The following is a 19,125-nucleotide window of genomic DNA, read 5'->3' on the forward strand; positions in this document are numbered from 1 at the left end:
TATATGTTTTTTTTGCCTTATTTTCAACTTCTTAAGATGTCTCTTATTACTTGAGAAGCTAATACCATGCCACAAACTGGTGGTACAAAAGAAATTGAGCCAGGAGTCCTATCGCCTGTTTTAATTGGAAGTTCATTTGAACATACTACCTTTAGTTTTTTTATTCCCATATCTTTTAATTTTTTCCTCATAATTCTTGCTACTGGATCATTTTTTGTCTTTTCAATATCAATAATTTGAAACTTTGTAGGATCTAACCTATTTCCTGCTCCCATTGCAGAAATTATTTTTATATTTCTATCGCATGCTTCTTTTATGATTAATAGTTTAGATGTGATTGTGTCAATTGCATCTACAACATAGTCGTAAGATTCAAAATCGATATCTCTTATATTTTCTCCACTGACAAATAAGTCATACTTTTTTATTTTTAAATTTGGATTAATCTCAAGAAGTCTTTCTTCACAAGCATCAACTTTTCTCATTCCCAAAGTCTTGGTAGTGGCAAAGGCTTGTCTATTAACATTTGTTATCTCGTATTCGTCCCCATCAACGATACCTATTTCTCCTATTCCTGCTCTTACCAAAGCCTCAACACAAGATCCTCCAACTCCACCAAGTCCAAATACAATTACAGATTTATTGTTTATTTTATCAATATCTTCTTTTGAAATCATTCTTTCAGTTCTACTTAAAAATTCCACTTTTCCTCCAATTTGAAAGGGCCGTCAAATGAACAGCCCTTTTAATATCATTTTAATTTTATGTTTGTTAAACTATTTTCGCCAAGGATACCACTGCCCTCAACAATGTCGTTTATATTATGCTTTCTAAAAGTATTAACAGTTATTATTTGTCCAGTGCCAAATCTATCAGAATCAGATTCAATAACTTTAATCCTAATAAAACTTACATTTTTACTGTCTATAATTTCAATAACTTGACCCTTAAAGTTAATTGGGATGTTAGCTTCAGCAGCTTCTAATTCTCCAACACCATCGTGTGGCTTAGTATTTAAGTCATTATTATCTAAGATTGTATTTTTATCAATATTGTTATCCTTGTCTAAAGAATTATTTTTTATATCCTTATTGTTTTCTTCTGTATTAACTAATAAATCTTCAGCATTGACTTCTTTATGTTTTCTTACCTTGTCTAAATTACTATTAAAATGTTCAAGAGATTTAGAAGTAATGACAGCCATTTCACTTCTTCTTATTGCAAGATTTCCATTAAAATAGCCCTCTGATCCTGTACTAGTAAAAATTTTTGAATTTACTAGATTTGGAAGATACTCAATAGTGAGAGGATTAATTTTTTTCTTATCCTTATATTTTAAATTACTTGTGTCTTTACTCTTATTTATATTTAAAGCTCTGGCAAAATAAACAGCTATGGAGTTTCTATTTGGGTAAAGCTTATTATCTAGAAATCCTCTTTCGCGAGCATTTATTAATGTCTTTTCAGTGATTGTGCCGTGGTATAAGTTGAAACAAATTGCATCTTTTGCCCAGTCTATAACTCCATTAGCATTTGCTGTTTCCATGTAAGTTTCTCTGGCTAATCTCATATCATCTTCACTAGGATTTATAAGAGTCTTTATTATTTGCATAGTTTCCAAAAAACTAACAGGATTGTTTGGTCTAAAAGTTCCATCTTCATATCCATTTAAAATATTTTTGTTTGATAGTTCTTCCACATATTTGTATGCCCATTCTGTCTTTCCACTATTCTTTACATCAGTAAATGATTTAGCAAAAATACTTCCTGGAGCCAATACAAGGGAAAGAAGTAAGTTTATTACTATAATTTTCTTTTTCATATCATCACTCCGTCCTAAATTATAGCACAAATTTTTATAAAAAAAATAGAAACCCTCATGGGTTCCTATCTTATCTTAACTATTAGAAGTTCGGCACTCCATTATTTTTATTAAAGTTATTTCTGTTATAATCACTATTGTAACGATTAGTATTTAAAAAATATCTGTAATCTTGAAAGTCTTTCTTATTAGTAGTTCTATTTGCATAGTTTAAATAAACTCTCGGATTTTCTATATATTTATTATTTGAATCTGCAATAATTTCACCGTCATAATTTAAATAACCGTCAAAAGACACAACATCATATAAATCTAAATTTTGTCCAGTTTGGAAATAAATTACTTTTCCTGGTTCTATTTTTGTATTATCTGATTGAATAACTCTTAATCCAATTTTAAAAACATTGTAATTATAACCAACATCAACCTTACTTACAACCTGAAACATTGCACTAAATTTAAGGTTAGAATCCACCAAAGTAATTGTTTCAACATCACCGAAACTATTTAATGATAAAAGAACACTCTTTCCTTTTAAATAACTTTCTGTAACTTGAGTTTGTTTAACACCATTATAAGATTTTATTTCATAACGATCAGCAAGATAATATTTCCTTGTATATCCATCAGTTGTAATTATATCTATATATCTATTTGATCTTATATTCGTAAAGGATGATTCATCTCCACTATATCCTACAACATCTCCCACTACATTTGTATTAGTTTGGTTATTTGATGCGAGTCCCATAGCAACTTTATAGTTTACATAAAGTGTTATATTATCATTAATTGTTATTCTATCTAAATCTCTTGTAGAATTTGTGATATAAAATTCGTAATCCTTATTATCTTTTAATCTTATCTTCAAAGATGCTCTATCTTTATTAGATGTGTCTACTGAAATGATTCTTCCGGTAACATTAGCTTCTTTAGGGAATACTGTTATTTCTGTTATTTTATTATCAGAATTTGTTTTAAATTCAACTAAGTCATCTACTGAAATGTCTTCTAATTTTAAATCTTTGCCATAAGCCTTAATTTTTACATTTTTATCTAAATCAAAAGTTTTTGTATCTGATGTTGAGATTTTTGATGTAGTTCTAAAGTTTATAGAATCAGAGTTTTCTCTGTATCTAAGAGTGATTTGATTGTTGCCCTTAGAGTTTACATATCCAACCATATTAAGCATTGAATTTGTAACTGTTATAGTTTTTGCAGTTCCTTCTCTTTCACCAGTCTTAGCCTTAGCATATTCAATTTCAACTTCTTGACCAGCCTTAATATCTTCAAGCTTGATATCCTTATCTTTTAATTTATACTTTGTATTACTATCAATATCAAAAGAATATTTTGTGCCTTTAGTTTCGATGATAACAACATTAACATTATTAAGCTTTGATGAAAGAATAACTGTACCCTTCATTTTTTCAGTTTTTGCTTCAATTTTATTTTTTTCTGCGTAGTCAAAGGAAGCCTTTGTAATTATTGCAGTTTCAGCACGAGTGATTGCTCTATCACCTTCAAAGTTTCCATCAGATCCAGTTGACGCGAATATTTTTGCATCTACAAGAGAAGATAAATAACCCTTAAGAGTTTCGCTCATCTTATCCTTATCCTTATGTTTTAAAAGGCTTGTATTTCCATTTGGGCTAAGTTGTAGTGCCCTTGCAAAGAAAATTGCTATGTCGCTTCTAGTTGGGTATTCTCTACCACTTATTTTAAAGAAACCTCTTTCATTTGCTTTCTTTAAAGAGCTTTCATCTAGGTAACCTCTGTGAAGTGCTAGGCATATTGCTTCTTCTGCCCAAGAGTTTACACCGTTATCTTTAGCAATTTTAGAATATTTTTCTTTAGCAGTTTTTAACTCTTGATCGCTTGGTCTTAAAACTTGTTTGATTAGTTGTAGAAGCTCTTCTAGAGAAACAGACTCAGCTGGTTTAAACTCTCCATCAGGGTGTCCATTAATAATATTGTTGTCACTTAATTTATCGATAGCATCGTAAGCCCAAGAATATTTGTTGTTTATCTTTTTCACATCTTTGAACTCTTTAGCAAAAGTTGCACTTGGCGCTAGCATCAAAGCTGCAAGTCCAAGAGCAGCAGCTCTTTTTAAATTGTTGGATTTCATAATAAAACCTCCATTTTCTTTCTAAATCTTTTAATCATTATAACATAAATCTACTTTTATGAAATTTAGAATTTATTAAAATTCTATTAAATTAACAAGGAAAAGTATCTATTAAAACAATATATTGAATAAACTTAGCTCTTATTTGGTATAATTAAGCTAAGTGACACATACACTAATGTAAAAAATTTTTAAAGGAGTGATAAGATGCGATATATGCCAGTGAGCTTAGATACTCTCGACAAAAAAATCCTAATTTTAGGTGGAGGTTATCTTGCCTATTCTGCTTTAAAGTCTGTTATTGATTCAGATGCAGAAATTTATATGATTGGAGATTCTTTTACAACAAATATTGTAAATATTGCTGAGAAGTCCCAAGGCAGAATTAAATTAAAGGAACACGAAGTTGATAAAGACTTTATGTTTATGGGCTATGATTATGTACTAATAGCTACTGAAAACTTCGAAGTAAATGAAGCTTTAGAAAAAAGAGCTCTTTCAAGAAAAATGGTTTATCAAAGGTTTGACATCTTGTCTAAGTCTTTGATCTCTATTAATAAATCTATTGAACGAGGACCTTTAACTTTTTCACTTAATTCTCCTAGGATTAACCCAACTATTACTGATATTATTTTTGAAGATTTAGAAAAATTTTCAAAAAAATATAGCATTGAAAAAATTAATATTCTAAATGAAATTAGATCAGAATTAGTTCGTAAAAATTCACAAAACATTGACGAAATTATCAGAAGGCTTTATGAAAGTGAAACTATAAACCTTTCAACTTTCCTAGATAAGATGCCTGGATATAAGATTGAGGATTTAAAATCATCAGAAGATTTAATTGATTCAATTGAAAAGGGAGAAGAAATTAAGTCTGAAAAAGAATCTACAATGGATAATGATCAAATTATAAAAAGGAACCTTAATGATGCAAAGAGCATCTCAAAGGATAAAGAACTTGATAAATCAAATTTAAATTTAGATTCTTTTAAAGATTTAGATAAGTTTGATAAGTAATATAATCAAGAAAGGATGTATAAAATGATTGGTTATGTAGGAAGTATGCCTGGAAAAGTTTTTAACGAAAAAGAATTTACTCTAGTAAAAAAAGTTTTGGCTCCTGGAGAAATTATTGAAAAACACAAGCACCCTGGCTTTACTGTACTTGTAACTATTGTTAAGGGTGAAATAAAAGTACTATTAAATGATGAAGAAGATAGAGAGTTTGAACCAGGTAAGGTTTTGAAGTTTGATGGTGAAAATTATATTTCTATTTATGCTGTTAAGGCTAGTGAATTTTTTGTTACTCTAATAAAAAAGAGTGAGTAAATTGTAATTTAATTTAATATAAGCGTTAATATTAAAATAACCTCATGATTTCTGAACTGACCCCCAAAAGTTGGACTTAAAAACCAACTTAAGGAGGTCAGTTTTTAAATGGCAAAATACAAAACAGAATTTAAGGTTAAAGTAGTAAAAGAATATCTTGAAGGAAATGTAAGTTACAAAGACTTAGCGAAAAAATACTCCATACCAGATAAACATATCGTTAGAACTTGGGTTAATGCTTATGAATCTCAAGGCTATGAAGGACTAAAAGTATCAAGAAAAAATAATAACTACTCTTTAGACTTAAAACTAAATGTAGTAGACTTGTATTTAACAGGAGAAATGTCCTATCAAAGCCTAGCAAATGAACTTAAAATCAGTAATCCATCCATTATAGCTAGATGGGTAAAAGAATTTAGAGACGAAGGCATAGAAGGACTGAAACCAAAAAAGAGAGGAAGACCTTCAAATATGCCAAATACAGATAAAAATAAAGATTTAAAAAACAAACATAATAAAACAAAAAAGAATTGAGTGAATTAGAAAAACTAAGAAAAGAAAACTACTATCTTCAAATGGAAGTAGAAATTCTAAAAAAAAAGATTCAATTCTCTCAAATGACAGAAACAGAAATAGACGAATATCTAAGGTCATTAGATCATTAAGAGATAAATTCAAACTAAAGGATCTTTTAGAATACTTTAACTTTCCAAAATCAAGCTACATGTATTGGCAACAACGCTTAGACATACCAAACAAAGATGAGCAAGTAGAGAAGAAAATACTAGAGATTAGAAAAGATAATCCAAACTATGGATACAGAAGAATAACAGCAATGTTAAAGAAAACAGGGCTTTTGATAAATAAAAAGAAAGTTCAAAGACTAGTACAAAAGCTAAAACTTCAAGTAACAAACTTCTCAAGAAAAACAAGAAAATACTCATCATACAAAGGAACAATAGGTAGAGTAGCAGACAATAAAATAAATAGAAACTTTAAAGTAGAAAAAGCCTACACATATATAACAACAGATACAACAGAATTTAAGTATCTAGAAAAAGATACAAAAGACAACTATCAAGTAAAAAAACTTTATCTAAATCCATATTTAGATATGTATAATGGTGAAATAATATCCTATGAGATATCAAAACAACCAACACTAGAACCAATACTAAAAGCCTTAGACAAAGCAATAGAAATAACAAGCACTAACAAGAATAAGAGGATCTTTCATTCAGACCAAGGATGGGCTTATCAAATAAAACAATATACATCAAGACTTGAAAAAGAAGGGATAACCCAATCGATGTCAAGAAAGGGAAATTGCCTAGATAACTCCCCAATGGAAAACTTCTTCGGGATACTTAAACAAGAAATCTACTATGGCAAGAAATTCTATTCATATGAAGAATTAAAAGAAACAATAGAAGAGTATATAGAATATTACAATAAAGACAGAATAAAAGAAAAATTAGGATATTTAAGTCCAGTGGAATATAGAAAGTTAAACGCAGCATAAAAAATTTTCCACCCCTAGGGGTGGAAAGCAATAAAATAATACCAGAACTAGTAAACTACCAGTCCTGGTATTAGGTCCAACTTTATGGGGTCACCACATTTCATGAGGTTATTTCCTTTATAAAATTTAATTTTATTTACATTTGTCTAAGTTTTTTAAGAATTATTTTTTGTTCAACACTTGCAACAAGTCTTCTAGTATATTCAACTGTATCAGGGTTAACTGACATTGAAGTTATTCCACATTCAACAAGGAATTCTGCAAGTTCTGGATATTGACTTGGTCCTTGACCACAGATTGAGCAAGTGATTCCCTTCTTATTTGCTGCATCAATTATTGTCTTAAGAGCAATCTTAACTGCATCATTTCTTTCATCAAAGTATCCCATGTTGTTAAGGATTCCTGAGTCTCTATCAGCTCCCATTACTAATTGTGTTAGGTCGTTAGATCCAATTGAGAATCCATCAACGAGTTCTGCAAATTCTTCTGCTTGAAGAACTACTGCAGGTACTTCTGCCATTATCCAAATCTTAAAGTTCTTTGATTGAACTAGACCTTCTTCAGCCATAATTCCCTTAACAACCTTAAGTTCTTGTGGAGTTCTAACAAATGGTAGCATAACAATTACGTTAGTAAGACCATACTCTTCTCTAACTTTTTTGATTGCTTGACATTCTAGTCTAAATCCTTTTTCGTATTCTGGAGAAATATATCTTGAAACACCTCTCCAACCAATCATTGGGTTTGCTTCGATTGGTTCAACTTCGTCTCCACCCTTTAGACCTCTAAATTCATTTGTTCTAAAGTCACTTGTTCTTACAACAAGATTCTTAGGATAAATTGCTTGAGCAACTTTAGAGATACCTTCAGCAAGTTTGTCTACCATTAGGTCTCCTTGACCAGTCTTTACAAGATACATTGGATGAGCACCTATCATGTTAGTGAAGATAAATTCAGTTCTCATTAGACCAATACCATCCATTGGTAGGTTTTTATATTTATCTATTAGTCCTGGTTCGCCAAGATTCATATAAATCTTAGTAGCAGTTGTTGGTGCAAACAAATTTCTAAGTTCGTCAATATTTCCAAGGCTTGGTCCTGAAGATTGACTTTCAGTTTTCTTTTCTGCTTTTTCTTTAAGAACTTCTCCTTCATAAACAATACCTCTTACTGCATCAACTGTAACACTATCACCAGTCTTAAGAGATTTTGTAGCATTTTTAGCTCCAACTATACAAGGTATTTGTAATTCTCTTGAAACAATTGCTGCATGACAAGTTCTTCCACCTTCATCAGTGACTACACCAGCGCACTTTCTCATAGCAGGTACCATATCAGGGTTTGTCATAGCAGTTACAAGAACATCACCTTCTTCAACAAGGTTGATTTCGGAAATATCTTTAATAAGTTTTACCTTACCTCTTCCAATTCCTGGAGAAGCTGGTAGACCCTTGCAAAGGGTAACTAATTTTTCTTCCTTTTCTTCTTCAAGAGTAGTTATAGGTCTTGATTGTAGGAAGTAAAATTCTTTTGTATCTGCATCAAATCCCCATTCAGTGTCTTGTACTGATCCGTAAAGTTTTTCTACCTTAAGTCCTCTTTCAATTAGAGTGTTAAGTTCTTCTGGTGCTAGAGCTTCTGCCTTTATAGCATCTTCTCCTAAAACATCTTTAACATTAACCGTCCTAGTTCCAACACCATTTTCATTTTTAATTACCATATATTCTTTTTCAGAAATATTTTTTTCAATAACTTTTTTTGTCTTTTTGTCAATAATATATTCGTCAGGAGTAACTATACCTGATACAACAGCTTCTCCAAGTCCATAAGATGCGTTAATCATCATTTCATCTTTAGAGTTATTAATTGGATTTGCTGTGAACATAACTCCAGATTTTTCTGAGTTAACCATTTTTTGAATTACAACAGAAAGAGCTACATCAAAGTGATCATAGTTTTGTTTTTCTCTGTAGTAAATTGCTCTTGATGTCCAAAGGGATGCAAAGCAATCTCTAATGTGGTTTAAAAGTTCTTCTTCGCCACTAATGTGTAAGTAAGTATCTTGTTGTCCTGCAAAGGATGCATCTGGAAGGTCTTCTGCAGTAGCAGATGATCTAACTGCAACTTCTGGGTCCTTAACTCCAATGTTTTCAGAAAATTCTCTGTAAGCTCTTAGGATCTCTTCTTCAAGTTCAGGGTCAAAGTCTTTTTCTCTAATCTTAGTTTGAATTTCCTTTGAAGCATTAGTAAGGTCATCAACATTTTCAACGTCTACAGCTTCCATTAATAATTTAACAACTTCATCAAGTTCTGCGTATTTAATAAATTTAGTGTATGCTTCTGCTGTTACACAAAATCCTGGAGGCACTGGTAGACCAAAGCTAGTTAACTCACCAAGATTAGCTCCCTTTCCTCCAACAATTCCTACATCTTCTTTACCGATTTCATCAAACCATTTAATATAATTATACTTAGACATAATTCCTCCTTGTTTTCTAAAAATATTATAACACATATATTATATATGTCATACTACTTTTTTAAAGATTTTCTAAGTTCATCAATAGACATTGTTGAAACTTTATCTCTAGGTATTTCTAATATATCTACTAAGTGATAAATATCTTCCATACTAGGTGCTTCTATCTCAACATATGGTTTTGGATAAGTATCCTTGTCCCAAGTATCTATGTCAATAATAAATTTTTTATAGGAATATTTTTTTCTATGCTTAAAGCCCTTGTGATATATGTCATATCCAAGGCACTTCAAAATATTAATAAGATCCTCTACACTGGTAATCTCTGTTGTGTGTTCTATATTGTCCCTAACCTTAAAATCAGAAACATTTTCTTTAAAGGTAAAATATTTTTTCTCTCCATCAGAGGATTCAGAAATTCTAATTCTCAAATACCCCTTCTTTTTGTAAATCTTATGAGCTGTTGAATTTACAGTAATATTGGTTTGATTTTCTTCTTTAACAAATTTGCCACCAATCTTTTTTATTTTATCTTCAAATTCTTCTACATCAATATCAAGAAGTTTAACCTCTATCTCTCTTTCCATTAGTCCTCCTCAATTATCTTTAATTTAAAATCCAAAAAGTCACTGGCCACAAAGTGGTAGTCAACTCCTGCCATGTCTCCTTCGTAAGAAAACTTGTGTCCCTTTCCGTGAAGATGTCCATAGACACATTTTTCCACTTCATAATCGCTTAAAGTTTGTGAAAATTCATTGACACTTAGGTCTTGATTAAAGGGTGGGTAATGAATCATGGCAATAATTTTTTTATTTACGCAAGAATCTAGTGAATTTTTTAATCTTTGAACTTCTCTCAAATAAATTTTTTCATCATTTTCAGAAAACTCAAAGGAATCTCTAGCAGCCCATCCTCTTGTACCACATATTGAATAACCCTTGTATTCAAAGGAGTTGTTGTGAATAAAATGTATGGTCTTGTAGCCAAGATTATTCATCTTATTGAGCGAAGACCACCAATAATCGTGGTTTCCCTTGGAAATTATTTTTATTCCTGGAAGGTCATCAATTCTTTTTAAGTCATAAGTAGCTGTCTCAAGTTTAAGAGCCCAAGAAATATCTCCTGGTAAAAGAACTAAGTCATCTTCTTTGACAACTTCTTTCCAGTTCTTAATTATTTTTTCTTCATGATTTTCCCAGTTATCTCCAAAAATATTCATAGGTTTTTCTTGTGTGTAGTCGAAGTGAAGATCCCCAATTGCGAATATCATATACACCTCAAATTGTAATTAATTTATATGTCATACTATATTTATCTAAAATCTCTTTTTCCCTATTTGTGCTTGTAAAGATTAAAACTTGTTCATTATTTTGTAAAATTTCAAGAGCTTCTTTAAGTCTGAAGTCATCATAAGAATCAAAGTGGCTGTCAAGCACTATAGGTATTTCCTTGTCACTAATAATTTTTGATATAGATAGTCTAAAAGCTAGATAAATCTGATCAATAGTACCCAGGCTTAGACTATCTAATCCAACGTAATTTTCTATGTCTCTATCATAAACCCTTATGCCAAAGGTGTCATCAATTAAAATTTCATTATATTTACCAGAAGTCATTGCATCCAAATATATTGAAATTTCTTTCTTTAGAAGTGGAAGCTTGTCTATTCTTCTTGCCTTTACATAGTCTTCAAATCTTTCGATAGATATTTCTAACAATTCCTTCTTATATACTAATTTCTTTAATTTGTCCTTTAACTCAAAGGATCTCTCTTCTAAAACTCTTAATTTTTCTAAGGAGTCCTCAAGGGTTTTTAAGCTTCCTTCCAAGTTTAAAATATTATTTTTTTCAAAATCTATTTTTTCTTGTATTTCATCAATAGATTCTTCTCTGTAAATATTTCCTGTGATATTTTCTTTTTCAAGTTCTTTAATCCTATACTTGTATTCACTTATCCTATTTGCATCTCTATTTTCATAAAACAGATTTTTCAAATCCTTAATATTCTCAACTTCATATTTTTGGAATATAGTTTGAAGGTCTCCTTCAAGATTAAAAATGCTTCTCTTAGTATCATCTATTTCTAGAGAGTTTTTTTCTATCCATTCTCTATTGTATTCATTTTTAGAAATATTTTTTAAGTTTTCTTCGATTTTTAAATCAAAAATTTCACTTAGTTCTTTTTTATCTCTAGCATCATATTTAATTAAAATTTCATCAATTTCTTTATCAAATTTTTTCTTTATTAAAGTTTTTTCCTGAGATTTCTTTTTATAATCTTGGTATTTATTTCTCAATCTATTTAGTAGATCCTTATTCTCTCTATATTTTACAATCCTAAAATATGAATAAGCAAACAATATAAAAGATAGGGTAGAAATCAAATATTTTTTTAAATAAATAGAAATCAAAACTACAAGAAGTCCACCTACAAAAGATGAAAGAAATTTTAAAATATATTTAAAAACTTCTTTTTCGGTATTTTTTATATCCCATGAAATTATTTCTCTTTCTTTAGAATAATTATTTTCGTTTAACGCTTGTATCTCCCTATTTATTTCTTTAAATCTTTGATAGTCCTCTTCAAGATCAAGGTCGACATCAAAGCTTTCTCTTTCAACTGATAATAAATCATCAAGCTTACTAGAGTAGATTCCAAGACTCCTGTTTATTTCAATTGCCTTTTCAAGATCGGCAAAATTATATTTTTCATCATTTTCTGAATTACTTTCATGACATTCCCTTAGTTTTTCTTTTAAGTTCTCAAGTTCAAAGAGCTTTCGTCCCCTAAGCTTGTCTTCTAAATCTCTTAAATTATCTTTAGAAGACTTGTATTTATCAATTGACTTCTCATAGGTTTCCTTAAGACTTATGAAGTTAACCTTGTCCTTTGATATCTTTTCTAATTCATCATTAATCCTTCCGATTTCTGATGATTTTCTCTTTTTTGTTCCTATATCATAGAGGTCTTCCTTCATCCTTTCTATGACCTTACTCAAATCAACATTTTCATCTTCAGAAACAGAAAAATTATTAATCCTATTTTGTAATTCTACACTGGCACCACTATCAAGCTGACTTAATCTTTGACCAATAAAAAATGTTGATTTATAAATTTTTCTGTTTAAATCAAAAAACAAAACCCCTGGTTGAGGAATCCTAGAATACATAAAAATTCTAGGGTCATCTGATAGGTTATCAGCAGTTTTGAGATTTAAAATTGAACATTCGTCCTTATCAAAGTCTCTGCTAATCCAAAAATCCTCTCCCTTGTCATTTAAAATAATGTAACCCCTATATAAATTTGAATTCCAAGGTATCGATTTTTCAAATAAATCATCACGAACCTTCTTCACAAGGGAGTCACGACTAAAACCATAAAAAATCCCATCTATAAAATTTACGATTGTTGATTTGCCCTTTTCATTTCTGCCGTAAATCAGGTTTATTCCTTCCTGGAGCTCAATCTTTTTATCTTCAAATTTTCCAAAATTTAAAAGTCCTAATTCTTTAATTATCATAGCCTTGCTCCAAAATATATTTTTTTGAAAGTTCTCTTGCTTCTTGTTCCATCTTACTAGAAGCAAAACTATCTAAGAGATCAATTATATACTTGTCCCTTATCTCATATTCTTCATAAGAATCAACTAATTCATTTTGAATTTCAAAATAAAATGCTGACAAATTTTCTTTTAAGAAGTTTTCGATATCTCTTGGATGAAGGGTTTCTCCCTTGAGTATTATCCTATAAAGATTATTTTGTTCGATTTGATCTTGAATTAAATTTAGGACTTCACTATAAGTCATTTCTTTTTTTAAATTTATTTCAAGATTTACAAACTCTCTTCTTGAAAAATCTTTAAACTCAATTGTTTTTTTATCATCATCTAAAAAAATTATCCCTCTCTTGCTTTGGTCTTTAAAAGAAAGAGGAATTAAAGATCCCGAGTAATAAGTATTGTCAAAGACCTTCCCCCTCTTGTGGATATGACCTAGGGCAACATAGTTAAACTTCTCCAAGAAATCCTTACTTAATGGCAGGTACCTTTCATCTTTTAGGTCAGAATGAAAGAGACCTATATTTACAAAATTTTGGTCCAATTTTATATCATTAAAATCTTTTTTAAATGCAAAAGAGTCGTAGGAAATTCCATAAATTCTCGTTTTTAATTCACTTAACTCAAAATAATCGAGTTCATTACTAAAGATATATAAATTCTCTGGCAAGTTTACCTTTAAAAATAAATTATCTTCAGAAAGATAGTCATGATTACCAAAGGCAATAAAAACTTTAGCATTAAGTTTTTTCACCAAGTCTAAAAATCTATTTAAATCTCTTAAGTTAAAAAATTCTCTTTCAAATAAATCACCAGCAATTAAAATAATGTCAGCTTGGACTTCATTTGAAAATTCAAAAACTTCATAGAGAGCACGCCAAGAATCCTCTAAAAGTTTATTTGAAACTTCTAAAGGAAGTCGTCCCTTATAAAATTTTTTTAAATGTAAATCACCAGTGTGAATTATTTTCATCTTATCACCAAAATAATTATATCACAGATTTAGACTAAAAATGAGCATCCATGTGGATGCTCCCATCTTAAGAATTTTATTAAATTATTAATTTTTGCAAAGTCTTAAATTCATCTGTTCCTGCTATACCTGCAAGGTCAAACAAAATTGTTTCTGTATTAGAAATAACTGCTCCCATTTCACGAAGGAGTTCCATTCCATTTTTGGAGTTTTCTTCACTTCTTGAACCCAAGGCATCTGCTGCAACGAAAACTTCATACCCTGCTTCAAGTAAAGCTCTAACAGTTTGGAAGACACAAATATGAGTTTCCATTCCACAAAGAACTACTTGTTTTTTACCAAGTCTGTCAAATTCTTTTTTTATTTCTTCGTCTCCATAAGAGTTGAAAGTTAACTTAGGAAATTCCTTTTTATCTTTAAGGGGAGCCTTAACTTCTTCATTAGTAAAACCAAGTCCCTTTGGATATTGAACTGTATAAATTGCTTCGGCGCCAATTGTGCTTGCCACCTTTGCTAATACAGTTGAGTTCTTAACAATTTCATCCTTATTGTACATTGCCTTTAATAATTTGTCTTGAATATCAATAAAGGTAAAAACAACATCTTCCCTATTTAAGTGAAAATTTTTCATATTCCCTCCTATATTTATAAAATTTCTTCCACTTCAACGCTATTCATAATTCTTTTTATAGCGCTCATTTCAATTTTATCTTTTTCAACAAAATTTTCCCACACTCCACAAGAGATTGCAAGTTTTATTGAAGTTATAAAATCATAATCTCTATCAAGAGCTATAGCAAGACCTGAAAGACAAAGACTTGTGTCAAACTTTTCTGTCAAAACTTTATTCTCTAATTTTTCCTTGTTTATATAGGCCCTATAATTTTTTTCTTCTGTTGAAATAATTGTTGCCCTTTTACTATTAACAAAAACAATTTTAGTTCCAGACTTTATAAATTTTTTGTTGAATTCAATTACTTCTCCAGTATAATTAATTTTTTTATCTTTCTCTATGTCATTTTTATCAAACATTAGTATATAGGGATTGGCCTTTTCAATTTTATCAAGCTTTATAGGATTAACAGCAACCTTAACATTTTTTTGATAGCAAATATTTACGAGTTTTTCATAAATGTCATCATCTAAACCCTTTAAATCAATTTTGGGAATAACAACTATTTTTTTATTGTATAAGGATCTTTCAAAGGAGTTTAATATATCAGACCTGTCTTCCATAGTAATTCTTGGGTCTTCAGTCCTATAAACTTTTTTAGAATCATTGGATTTTATTAAAACTTCTTCTACATTTTCATCCTTAAGACCTGTAAAGTTCACATCAATTCCCAGTTGACTTAGGGACAATGCAATTTCTCTACCTCTTTTATTGCCCTTCAACATAAAAACTTCTGAATCAATGCCAAGTGTTTTTGCAAAAAGAGCCATATATATCCCATGACCACTTGGGTAAATCTTTGAGGACTCAATAATGTCATTTGATTCATCTTTTAAATTAAATTCTCTAACAATTTTCGGATTAAAGTCACAATAAAGAATCATTTTTTCACCTACTTGTATGAATTTTTTCCATTATCTCTTCTTTCATAATTCTTATTTTTTCTTTGGCTTCGACTTTATTATCAGATACCACATAAGCGTAAATTTTTAATTTTGGTTCAGTACCTGAAGGTCTAAGGGCAAACCAAGTTTCATCATCAAAATAAAACTTCAAAAGATCTTGTGGTTTTTCTTCATCTTTTATAAAGTCTTCTTTTTTCTTTAAGTCGCCAATTTTTTCAAAGGAATCAAGCTCTCTGAAACTTTCCATAATTTTTTTCATAGTAGCATTTCCATCTTTTCCTTCGAAATAGACTGAGTCAAGATATTCTTCAAAATAGCCATATTTTTTGTAAATTTCTTCAATGTAATCTTTTATTTTGAGATTTCTCTTCTTTAGATATCCTGACATCTCAGCAATTATCATAGAAGTTCCTACTGCATCCTTATCTCTAATATGGTTTCCAATTACATAACCAATAGATTCTTCATATCCAAAGATAAAGTTATGCTCTTTACTTTCATCCCAAATATTTGGCAAGTTACAAATATTTTTGAATCCTGTTAAAGTTTCAAAAACTTCAACATCATAATCTTTTGCAATTTTCTTAATTAGGTCAGCACTTACCACTGTCTTAACAAAGGCAGGGTTTTCTATATTCTTATGGATATTCATTTCAAGCAAGAAGTTGCCTAAGATAAATCCCATTTGGTTACCGCTAATTCTTAAAATTTCATCTCCCATTTCAAGGACAGCCACCCTATCAGAATCTGGATCCGTTGCAATTATGATATCAGCATCTTCTATTTTCGCAAGTTCTATGGCTTTATCAAAAGCTCTTATATCTTCAGGATTTGGATTGGATACATTAGTAAAATCTCCATCAGGATTTTCTTGTTCAGATACAACATAAACATTTTTAAAACCCCTCTCTGATAAAACTTTTCTTACAAATTTATTTCCACAACCGCTAAGTGGTGTATAAACAATTTTAATATCCTTGTCGATATCATCTGTTAAGGATAGACTTAGAGTATCCTTATAAAAAGAATTTATTACAGCTTCTCCCAAGAATTTAATCTCTTTGTACTCACCTAATTTTTTTAAACTATTGAAATCAAAATCCAAAATATTTATTCTATTTGATTTTTCTTCAATTGCTTCAGCAATATCATTTAGAATTTGGGATCCCTTTTCCCAATAGAGTTTAAATCCATTATAATTTTTTGGATTGTGAGACGCAGTAATCATTATTCCGGAAATAGTCTTTAAGTATCTTATAGAATAAGCTAAAAGTGGAGTTGGACAAATTCCTGGAAACAAATAAACTTTTATTCCCCTATCTGCTAATATTTTTGCGGTCAGTATAGAAAATTCATAAGATTCATGTCTTATATCACGACCAATTACAACTCCCCTCTTCTTGGCATCTTCTCCAAGTTCATCGATTAAATCAGCAAGGGCAAGAGCAGTCTTACCTACAGTTAAATAATTCATCCTATTTGTTCCAGGTCCAAGAATTCCACGAAGACCAGCTGTACCAAATTCAAGATCTTTATAAAAACTATCTTCTATTTCTTCTTCGTTGTCTTTCATTTTTAATAGTTCATTTTTTAAGTCTTGGCTTACTTTATCACTTTTAAGCCACTCTTCATAAATATCTCTATACATACTTACTCCTTTTTTATATCAGCAAATTCTCCACCTATTAAGCCAACCAATTCCTTTGGATTTACTTTTATTTGCATCCCAACTTTTCCACCACTTACATAAAAGAAATCTAAATTTTCTGCAGAAGAATCTACAAAAGTTTTAAATTCCTTTTTCATTCCAACTGGTGAACAACCTCCATGTATATAACCAGTTAGTGGCAAGAGCTTTTTTTGTGGAATCATTTCAACTTTTTTTGTTCCTGACACCTTTGCAGCTTTTTTTAAATCAAGCTCTGATGACACAGGAACTACAAATACGAAGTGTTCTCCTGCTTTGGCTTCTGTTACAAGAGTTTTAAAAACCATGTCTTGATCTTCTCCTAACTTTTCAGCCACGTCTACTCCACCTATTCCATCCTTAGTGGAATATTCAATTATTTCAAAATTAATTTTTTCACTTTCAAGAATTCTCATTGCATTAGTTTTTTTCATAAAATCACCTTTTCATCTGTCTTAATTTTACAACAAAAATAATTTTTCTTCATCTGTTTAAAAATTTTTGCTCATATTAACAATAAATTTTTCAAATAAAAAACTGGCTTACTGCCAGCTTAATTTAAAAACCAAATTCTTTCAAATAACTTTGAATTAATTTTGTTTCCTTGTCCTTATTAAATTTTACATCATTAATTGAGGATACATTTCTAATTCCCATAAGTGAATTAGAAATAAAAACTTCTTCGTAACTTTCCAAGTCTTTAAAACAAATTACTTCTTCCTTAACCTTGTAGTTTTCCAAAATGAAGTCCCTCATAGTTCCCTTTAAAAGTCCAGAAGAAAGAGTTGGAGTAAAAATTTCTCCTTCTCTCACACAAAAAATATTTGCAAAGGATGTTTCACAAACTTCTTCTCTTTCATTTATAAAAAGAGCTGAGTCATATCCTCTATCTTGTGCCCACCTATGCTCCATAATATTTTCATAATAAGAAAGGCACTTGTGATAGACCACTTTTGAAGTTGAGTTTCTCCTAACATCTGAAACAATTAATTTAAACTTCTTATTATCTTCTCTATAATTGTCAGGTCTACTTGTCACTATAAAGTTTTTATCAGAAACAATTAGCTTTAAGGCAAAATTTTTCTCTTCTGAAGATTTTATATGCTCATAAATTTTTTCTTCATCAATATCTCTTTCAATTCCAAAGAATTCTAAAGATTTTTTTAGTCTCCTTAAATGCTTTTCAAGAAAGAGAGGCTTCCCATCAACTACTTTTATGGTTTCAAAGGCCCCTCTTCCAAAGTAATAACCATCATCAAATTCTATTTTCATTAAACTCCTCAAAATGTTTTACAATTCTTTTATAGATGTCATAACCTATTGCTTGAGCTGCATCACTTATAGATTGGTCTGGCTTTGGATGAACTTCTACCATAACCCCATCAAGTCCAAGAGCAAGAACTGCCTTGGCCATAGGTTCAATAAGTTCCCTCTTTCCAGTTCCATGGCTTGGATCCACTATTACAGGGTAACCAGTTTTTTCTTTTATCATGTAAGCTCCTGCAAGGTCAAGAGTATTTCTCATTTCAGTTTCAAAAGTTCTAATTCCTCTTTCGCAGAAAATTATATTTTCATTTCCTTCAACTTCAATATATTTTGCTGCCAATTCCCACTCTTTTAGAGTTGCAGAAAATCCTCTCTTTAAAATTACCGGCTTGTTGGTCTTACCAATTTTTTTTAAAAGAGCATAGTTATACATATTTCTAGATCCAACTTGAAATACGTCAACATAATCTTTTATTAGTTCAACGTGATCTTCACTTAAAACTTCTGTTATTACTGGGACATCAGCTTCCTTTGATGCCTCATTTAAATATTCAACAGCTTCAAATCCCAAGCCTTGAAAATCAAAGGGAGATGTTCTAGGCTTAAAAGCCCCTCCTCTTACTATGTCAACGCCAAATCTTTTTAAGTCTTTGGCTTCATTTATTATGTGGTCTCGTGATTCAATGGAGCAGGGCCCTGCAATTAATATTGGCTTGCCATCTCCAAGATTTATATCTCTAATTTTTACAATTTTAGCTTTGCTTAAATTTTCTCTCAT

At 30.3% G+C, this 19,125-nt stretch carries 19 protein-coding genes; 5 read left to right on the plus strand and 14 right to left on the minus strand.

The window, feature by feature from the left end; all coding sequences use genetic code 11:
* Positions 1 to 23: 23 nt before the first annotated feature.
* The 3 genes from CAN42_RS07075 to CAN42_RS07085 form a co-directional block, all read right to left on the minus strand.
* Positions 24 to 704 carry a tRNA threonylcarbamoyladenosine dehydratase gene (locus CAN42_RS07075; protein ID WP_085876109.1) on the minus strand — a complete coding sequence of 227 codons (681 nt, stop codon included), beginning with the start codon at positions 702 to 704 and terminating at the stop codon, positions 24 to 26.
* A gap of 47 nt (positions 705 to 751) precedes the next feature.
* Positions 752 to 1,822, minus strand: coding sequence for an S-layer homology domain-containing protein (locus CAN42_RS07080; protein WP_085876110.1), 1,071 nt, complete (start codon positions 1,820 to 1,822; stop codon positions 752 to 754).
* Positions 1,823 to 1,904: 82 nt separating this feature from the next.
* The gene (locus tag CAN42_RS07085) at positions 1,905 to 3,953 is read right to left on the minus strand and encodes an S-layer homology domain-containing protein (protein WP_085876111.1); all 2,049 of its coding nucleotides are present in this window, start codon (positions 3,951 to 3,953) and stop codon (positions 1,905 to 1,907) included.
* Positions 3,954 to 4,160: 207 nt separating this feature from the next.
* On the opposite strand from CAN42_RS07085, the gene CAN42_RS07090 reads away from it, so the two are divergent.
* The 5 genes from CAN42_RS07090 to CAN42_RS07105 all read left to right on the plus strand — a co-directional run bounded on the left by CAN42_RS07090 (position 4,161) and on the right by CAN42_RS07105 (position 6,807).
* Complete coding sequence (locus tag CAN42_RS07090) at positions 4,161 to 4,973, plus strand: precorrin-2 dehydrogenase/sirohydrochlorin ferrochelatase family protein (protein ID WP_085876112.1); 813 nt, start codon at positions 4,161 to 4,163, stop codon at positions 4,971 to 4,973.
* A gap of 24 nt (positions 4,974 to 4,997) precedes the next feature.
* Positions 4,998 to 5,285, plus strand: coding sequence for a DUF1637 domain-containing protein (locus CAN42_RS07095; protein WP_085876113.1), 288 nt, complete (start codon positions 4,998 to 5,000; stop codon positions 5,283 to 5,285).
* A 108-nt stretch (positions 5,286 to 5,393) separates the two neighbouring features.
* On the plus strand, positions 5,394 to 5,819 hold the full coding sequence (locus CAN42_RS07100; protein ID WP_135100549.1) for a helix-turn-helix domain-containing protein: 426 nt from the start codon (positions 5,394 to 5,396) through the stop codon (positions 5,817 to 5,819).
* Positions 5,816 to 5,950, plus strand: coding sequence for a hypothetical protein (locus CAN42_RS09160; protein WP_280630423.1), 135 nt, complete (start codon positions 5,816 to 5,818; stop codon positions 5,948 to 5,950). The genes CAN42_RS07100 and CAN42_RS09160 overlap by 4 nt, the downstream gene beginning before the upstream one ends.
* Positions 5,938 to 6,807, plus strand: coding sequence for an IS3 family transposase (locus CAN42_RS07105; protein WP_245149820.1), 870 nt, complete (start codon positions 5,938 to 5,940; stop codon positions 6,805 to 6,807). The genes CAN42_RS09160 and CAN42_RS07105 overlap by 13 nt, the downstream gene beginning before the upstream one ends.
* Positions 6,808 to 6,943: 136 nt before the next feature.
* Here CAN42_RS07105 and ppsA read toward each other — a convergent pair whose 3' ends face one another.
* The 11 genes from ppsA to aroF form a co-directional block, all read right to left on the minus strand.
* Positions 6,944 to 9,286 carry a phosphoenolpyruvate synthase gene (ppsA, locus tag CAN42_RS07110; protein WP_085876114.1) on the minus strand — a complete coding sequence of 781 codons (2,343 nt, stop codon included), beginning with the start codon at positions 9,284 to 9,286 and terminating at the stop codon, positions 6,944 to 6,946.
* A gap of 53 nt (positions 9,287 to 9,339) precedes the next feature.
* Entirely contained in the window at positions 9,340 to 9,873 is a 534-nt protein-coding gene (locus CAN42_RS07115; protein WP_085876115.1) for a class IV adenylate cyclase, read from the minus strand.
* Positions 9,873 to 10,556: a metallophosphoesterase gene (locus CAN42_RS07120; RefSeq protein WP_062571513.1), complete on the minus strand. Its 684-nt coding sequence runs from the start codon at positions 10,554 to 10,556 to the stop codon at positions 9,873 to 9,875. Before CAN42_RS07120 ends, CAN42_RS07115 begins: the two co-directional genes overlap by 1 nt.
* Before the next feature lie 7 nt (positions 10,557 to 10,563).
* Positions 10,564 to 12,807, minus strand: coding sequence for an ATP-binding protein (locus tag CAN42_RS07125; RefSeq protein ID WP_085876116.1), 2,244 nt, complete (start codon positions 12,805 to 12,807; stop codon positions 10,564 to 10,566).
* Entirely contained in the window at positions 12,797 to 13,816 is a 1,020-nt protein-coding gene (locus CAN42_RS07130; protein WP_085876117.1) for a metallophosphoesterase family protein, read from the minus strand. Before CAN42_RS07130 ends, CAN42_RS07125 begins: the two co-directional genes overlap by 11 nt.
* 79 nt (positions 13,817 to 13,895) lie before the next feature.
* Positions 13,896 to 14,447 (minus strand): isochorismatase family protein, encoded by a 552-nt coding sequence (locus tag CAN42_RS07135; protein ID WP_085876118.1) that lies wholly within the window; start codon positions 14,445 to 14,447, stop codon positions 13,896 to 13,898.
* Between the two features lie 14 nt (positions 14,448 to 14,461).
* The gene (locus CAN42_RS07140; RefSeq protein ID WP_085876119.1) at positions 14,462 to 15,373 is read right to left on the minus strand and encodes a 1-phosphofructokinase family hexose kinase; all 912 of its coding nucleotides are present in this window, start codon (positions 15,371 to 15,373) and stop codon (positions 14,462 to 14,464) included.
* 4 nt (positions 15,374 to 15,377) lie between these two features.
* Positions 15,378 to 17,042 (minus strand): phospho-sugar mutase, encoded by a 1,665-nt coding sequence (locus tag CAN42_RS07145; protein ID WP_085876120.1) that lies wholly within the window; start codon positions 17,040 to 17,042, stop codon positions 15,378 to 15,380.
* 2 nt (positions 17,043 to 17,044) lie between these two features.
* Positions 17,045 to 17,515: a Cys-tRNA(Pro) deacylase gene (gene ybaK / locus CAN42_RS07150; protein ID WP_085876121.1), complete on the minus strand. Its 471-nt coding sequence runs from the start codon at positions 17,513 to 17,515 to the stop codon at positions 17,045 to 17,047.
* Positions 17,516 to 17,639: 124 nt separating this feature from the next.
* Positions 17,640 to 18,353 (minus strand): aminotransferase class IV, encoded by a 714-nt coding sequence (locus tag CAN42_RS07155; RefSeq protein ID WP_085876122.1) that lies wholly within the window; start codon positions 18,351 to 18,353, stop codon positions 17,640 to 17,642.
* On the minus strand, positions 18,337 to 19,125 hold the full coding sequence (gene aroF / locus CAN42_RS07160) for a 3-deoxy-7-phosphoheptulonate synthase (RefSeq protein WP_062571559.1): 789 nt from the start codon (positions 19,123 to 19,125) through the stop codon (positions 18,337 to 18,339). Before aroF ends, CAN42_RS07155 begins: the two co-directional genes overlap by 17 nt.

Source organism: Peptoniphilus vaginalis, assembly GCF_900176605.1.
GTDB classification, from domain to species: domain Bacteria; phylum Bacillota; class Clostridia; order Tissierellales; family Peptoniphilaceae; genus Peptoniphilus_A; species Peptoniphilus_A vaginalis.

Excerpts from the sequence above, each read along its gene's own strand:
- CAN42_RS07080 (WP_085876110.1), bottom strand. The coding sequence starts at position 1,822 with ATGAAAAAGAAAATTATAGTAATAAACTTACTTCTTTCCCTTGTATTG.
- CAN42_RS07085 (WP_085876111.1), bottom strand. The coding sequence starts at position 3,953 with ATGAAATCCAACAATTTAAAAAGAGCTGCTGCTCTTGGACTTGCAGCT.
- CAN42_RS07090 (WP_085876112.1), top strand. The coding sequence starts at position 4,161 with ATGCGATATATGCCAGTGAGCTTAGATACTCTCGACAAAAAAATCCTA.
- CAN42_RS07095 (WP_085876113.1), top strand. The coding sequence starts at position 4,998 with ATGATTGGTTATGTAGGAAGTATGCCTGGAAAAGTTTTTAACGAAAAA.
- CAN42_RS07100 (WP_135100549.1), top strand. The coding sequence starts at position 5,394 with ATGGCAAAATACAAAACAGAATTTAAGGTTAAAGTAGTAAAAGAATAT.
- ppsA (WP_085876114.1), bottom strand. The coding sequence starts at position 9,286 with ATGTCTAAGTATAATTATATTAAATGGTTTGATGAAATCGGTAAAGAA.
- CAN42_RS07115 (WP_085876115.1), bottom strand. The coding sequence starts at position 9,873 with ATGGAAAGAGAGATAGAGGTTAAACTTCTTGATATTGATGTAGAAGAA.
- CAN42_RS07120 (WP_062571513.1), bottom strand. The coding sequence starts at position 10,556 with ATGATATTCGCAATTGGGGATCTTCACTTCGACTACACACAAGAAAAA.
- CAN42_RS07125 (WP_085876116.1), bottom strand. The coding sequence starts at position 12,807 with ATGATAATTAAAGAATTAGGACTTTTAAATTTTGGAAAATTTGAAGAT.
- CAN42_RS07130 (WP_085876117.1), bottom strand. The coding sequence starts at position 13,816 with ATGAAAATAATTCACACTGGTGATTTACATTTAAAAAAATTTTATAAG.
- CAN42_RS07135 (WP_085876118.1), bottom strand. The coding sequence starts at position 14,447 with ATGAAAAATTTTCACTTAAATAGGGAAGATGTTGTTTTTACCTTTATT.
- CAN42_RS07140 (WP_085876119.1), bottom strand. The coding sequence starts at position 15,373 with ATGATTCTTTATTGTGACTTTAATCCGAAAATTGTTAGAGAATTTAAT.
- CAN42_RS07145 (WP_085876120.1), bottom strand. The coding sequence starts at position 17,042 with ATGTATAGAGATATTTATGAAGAGTGGCTTAAAAGTGATAAAGTAAGC.
- ybaK (WP_085876121.1), bottom strand. The coding sequence starts at position 17,515 with ATGAAAAAAACTAATGCAATGAGAATTCTTGAAAGTGAAAAAATTAAT.
- CAN42_RS07155 (WP_085876122.1), bottom strand. The coding sequence starts at position 18,353 with ATGAAAATAGAATTTGATGATGGTTATTACTTTGGAAGAGGGGCCTTT.
- aroF (WP_062571559.1), bottom strand. The coding sequence starts at position 19,125 with ATGAGAGAAAATTTAAGCAAAGCTAAAATTGTAAAAATTAGAGATATA.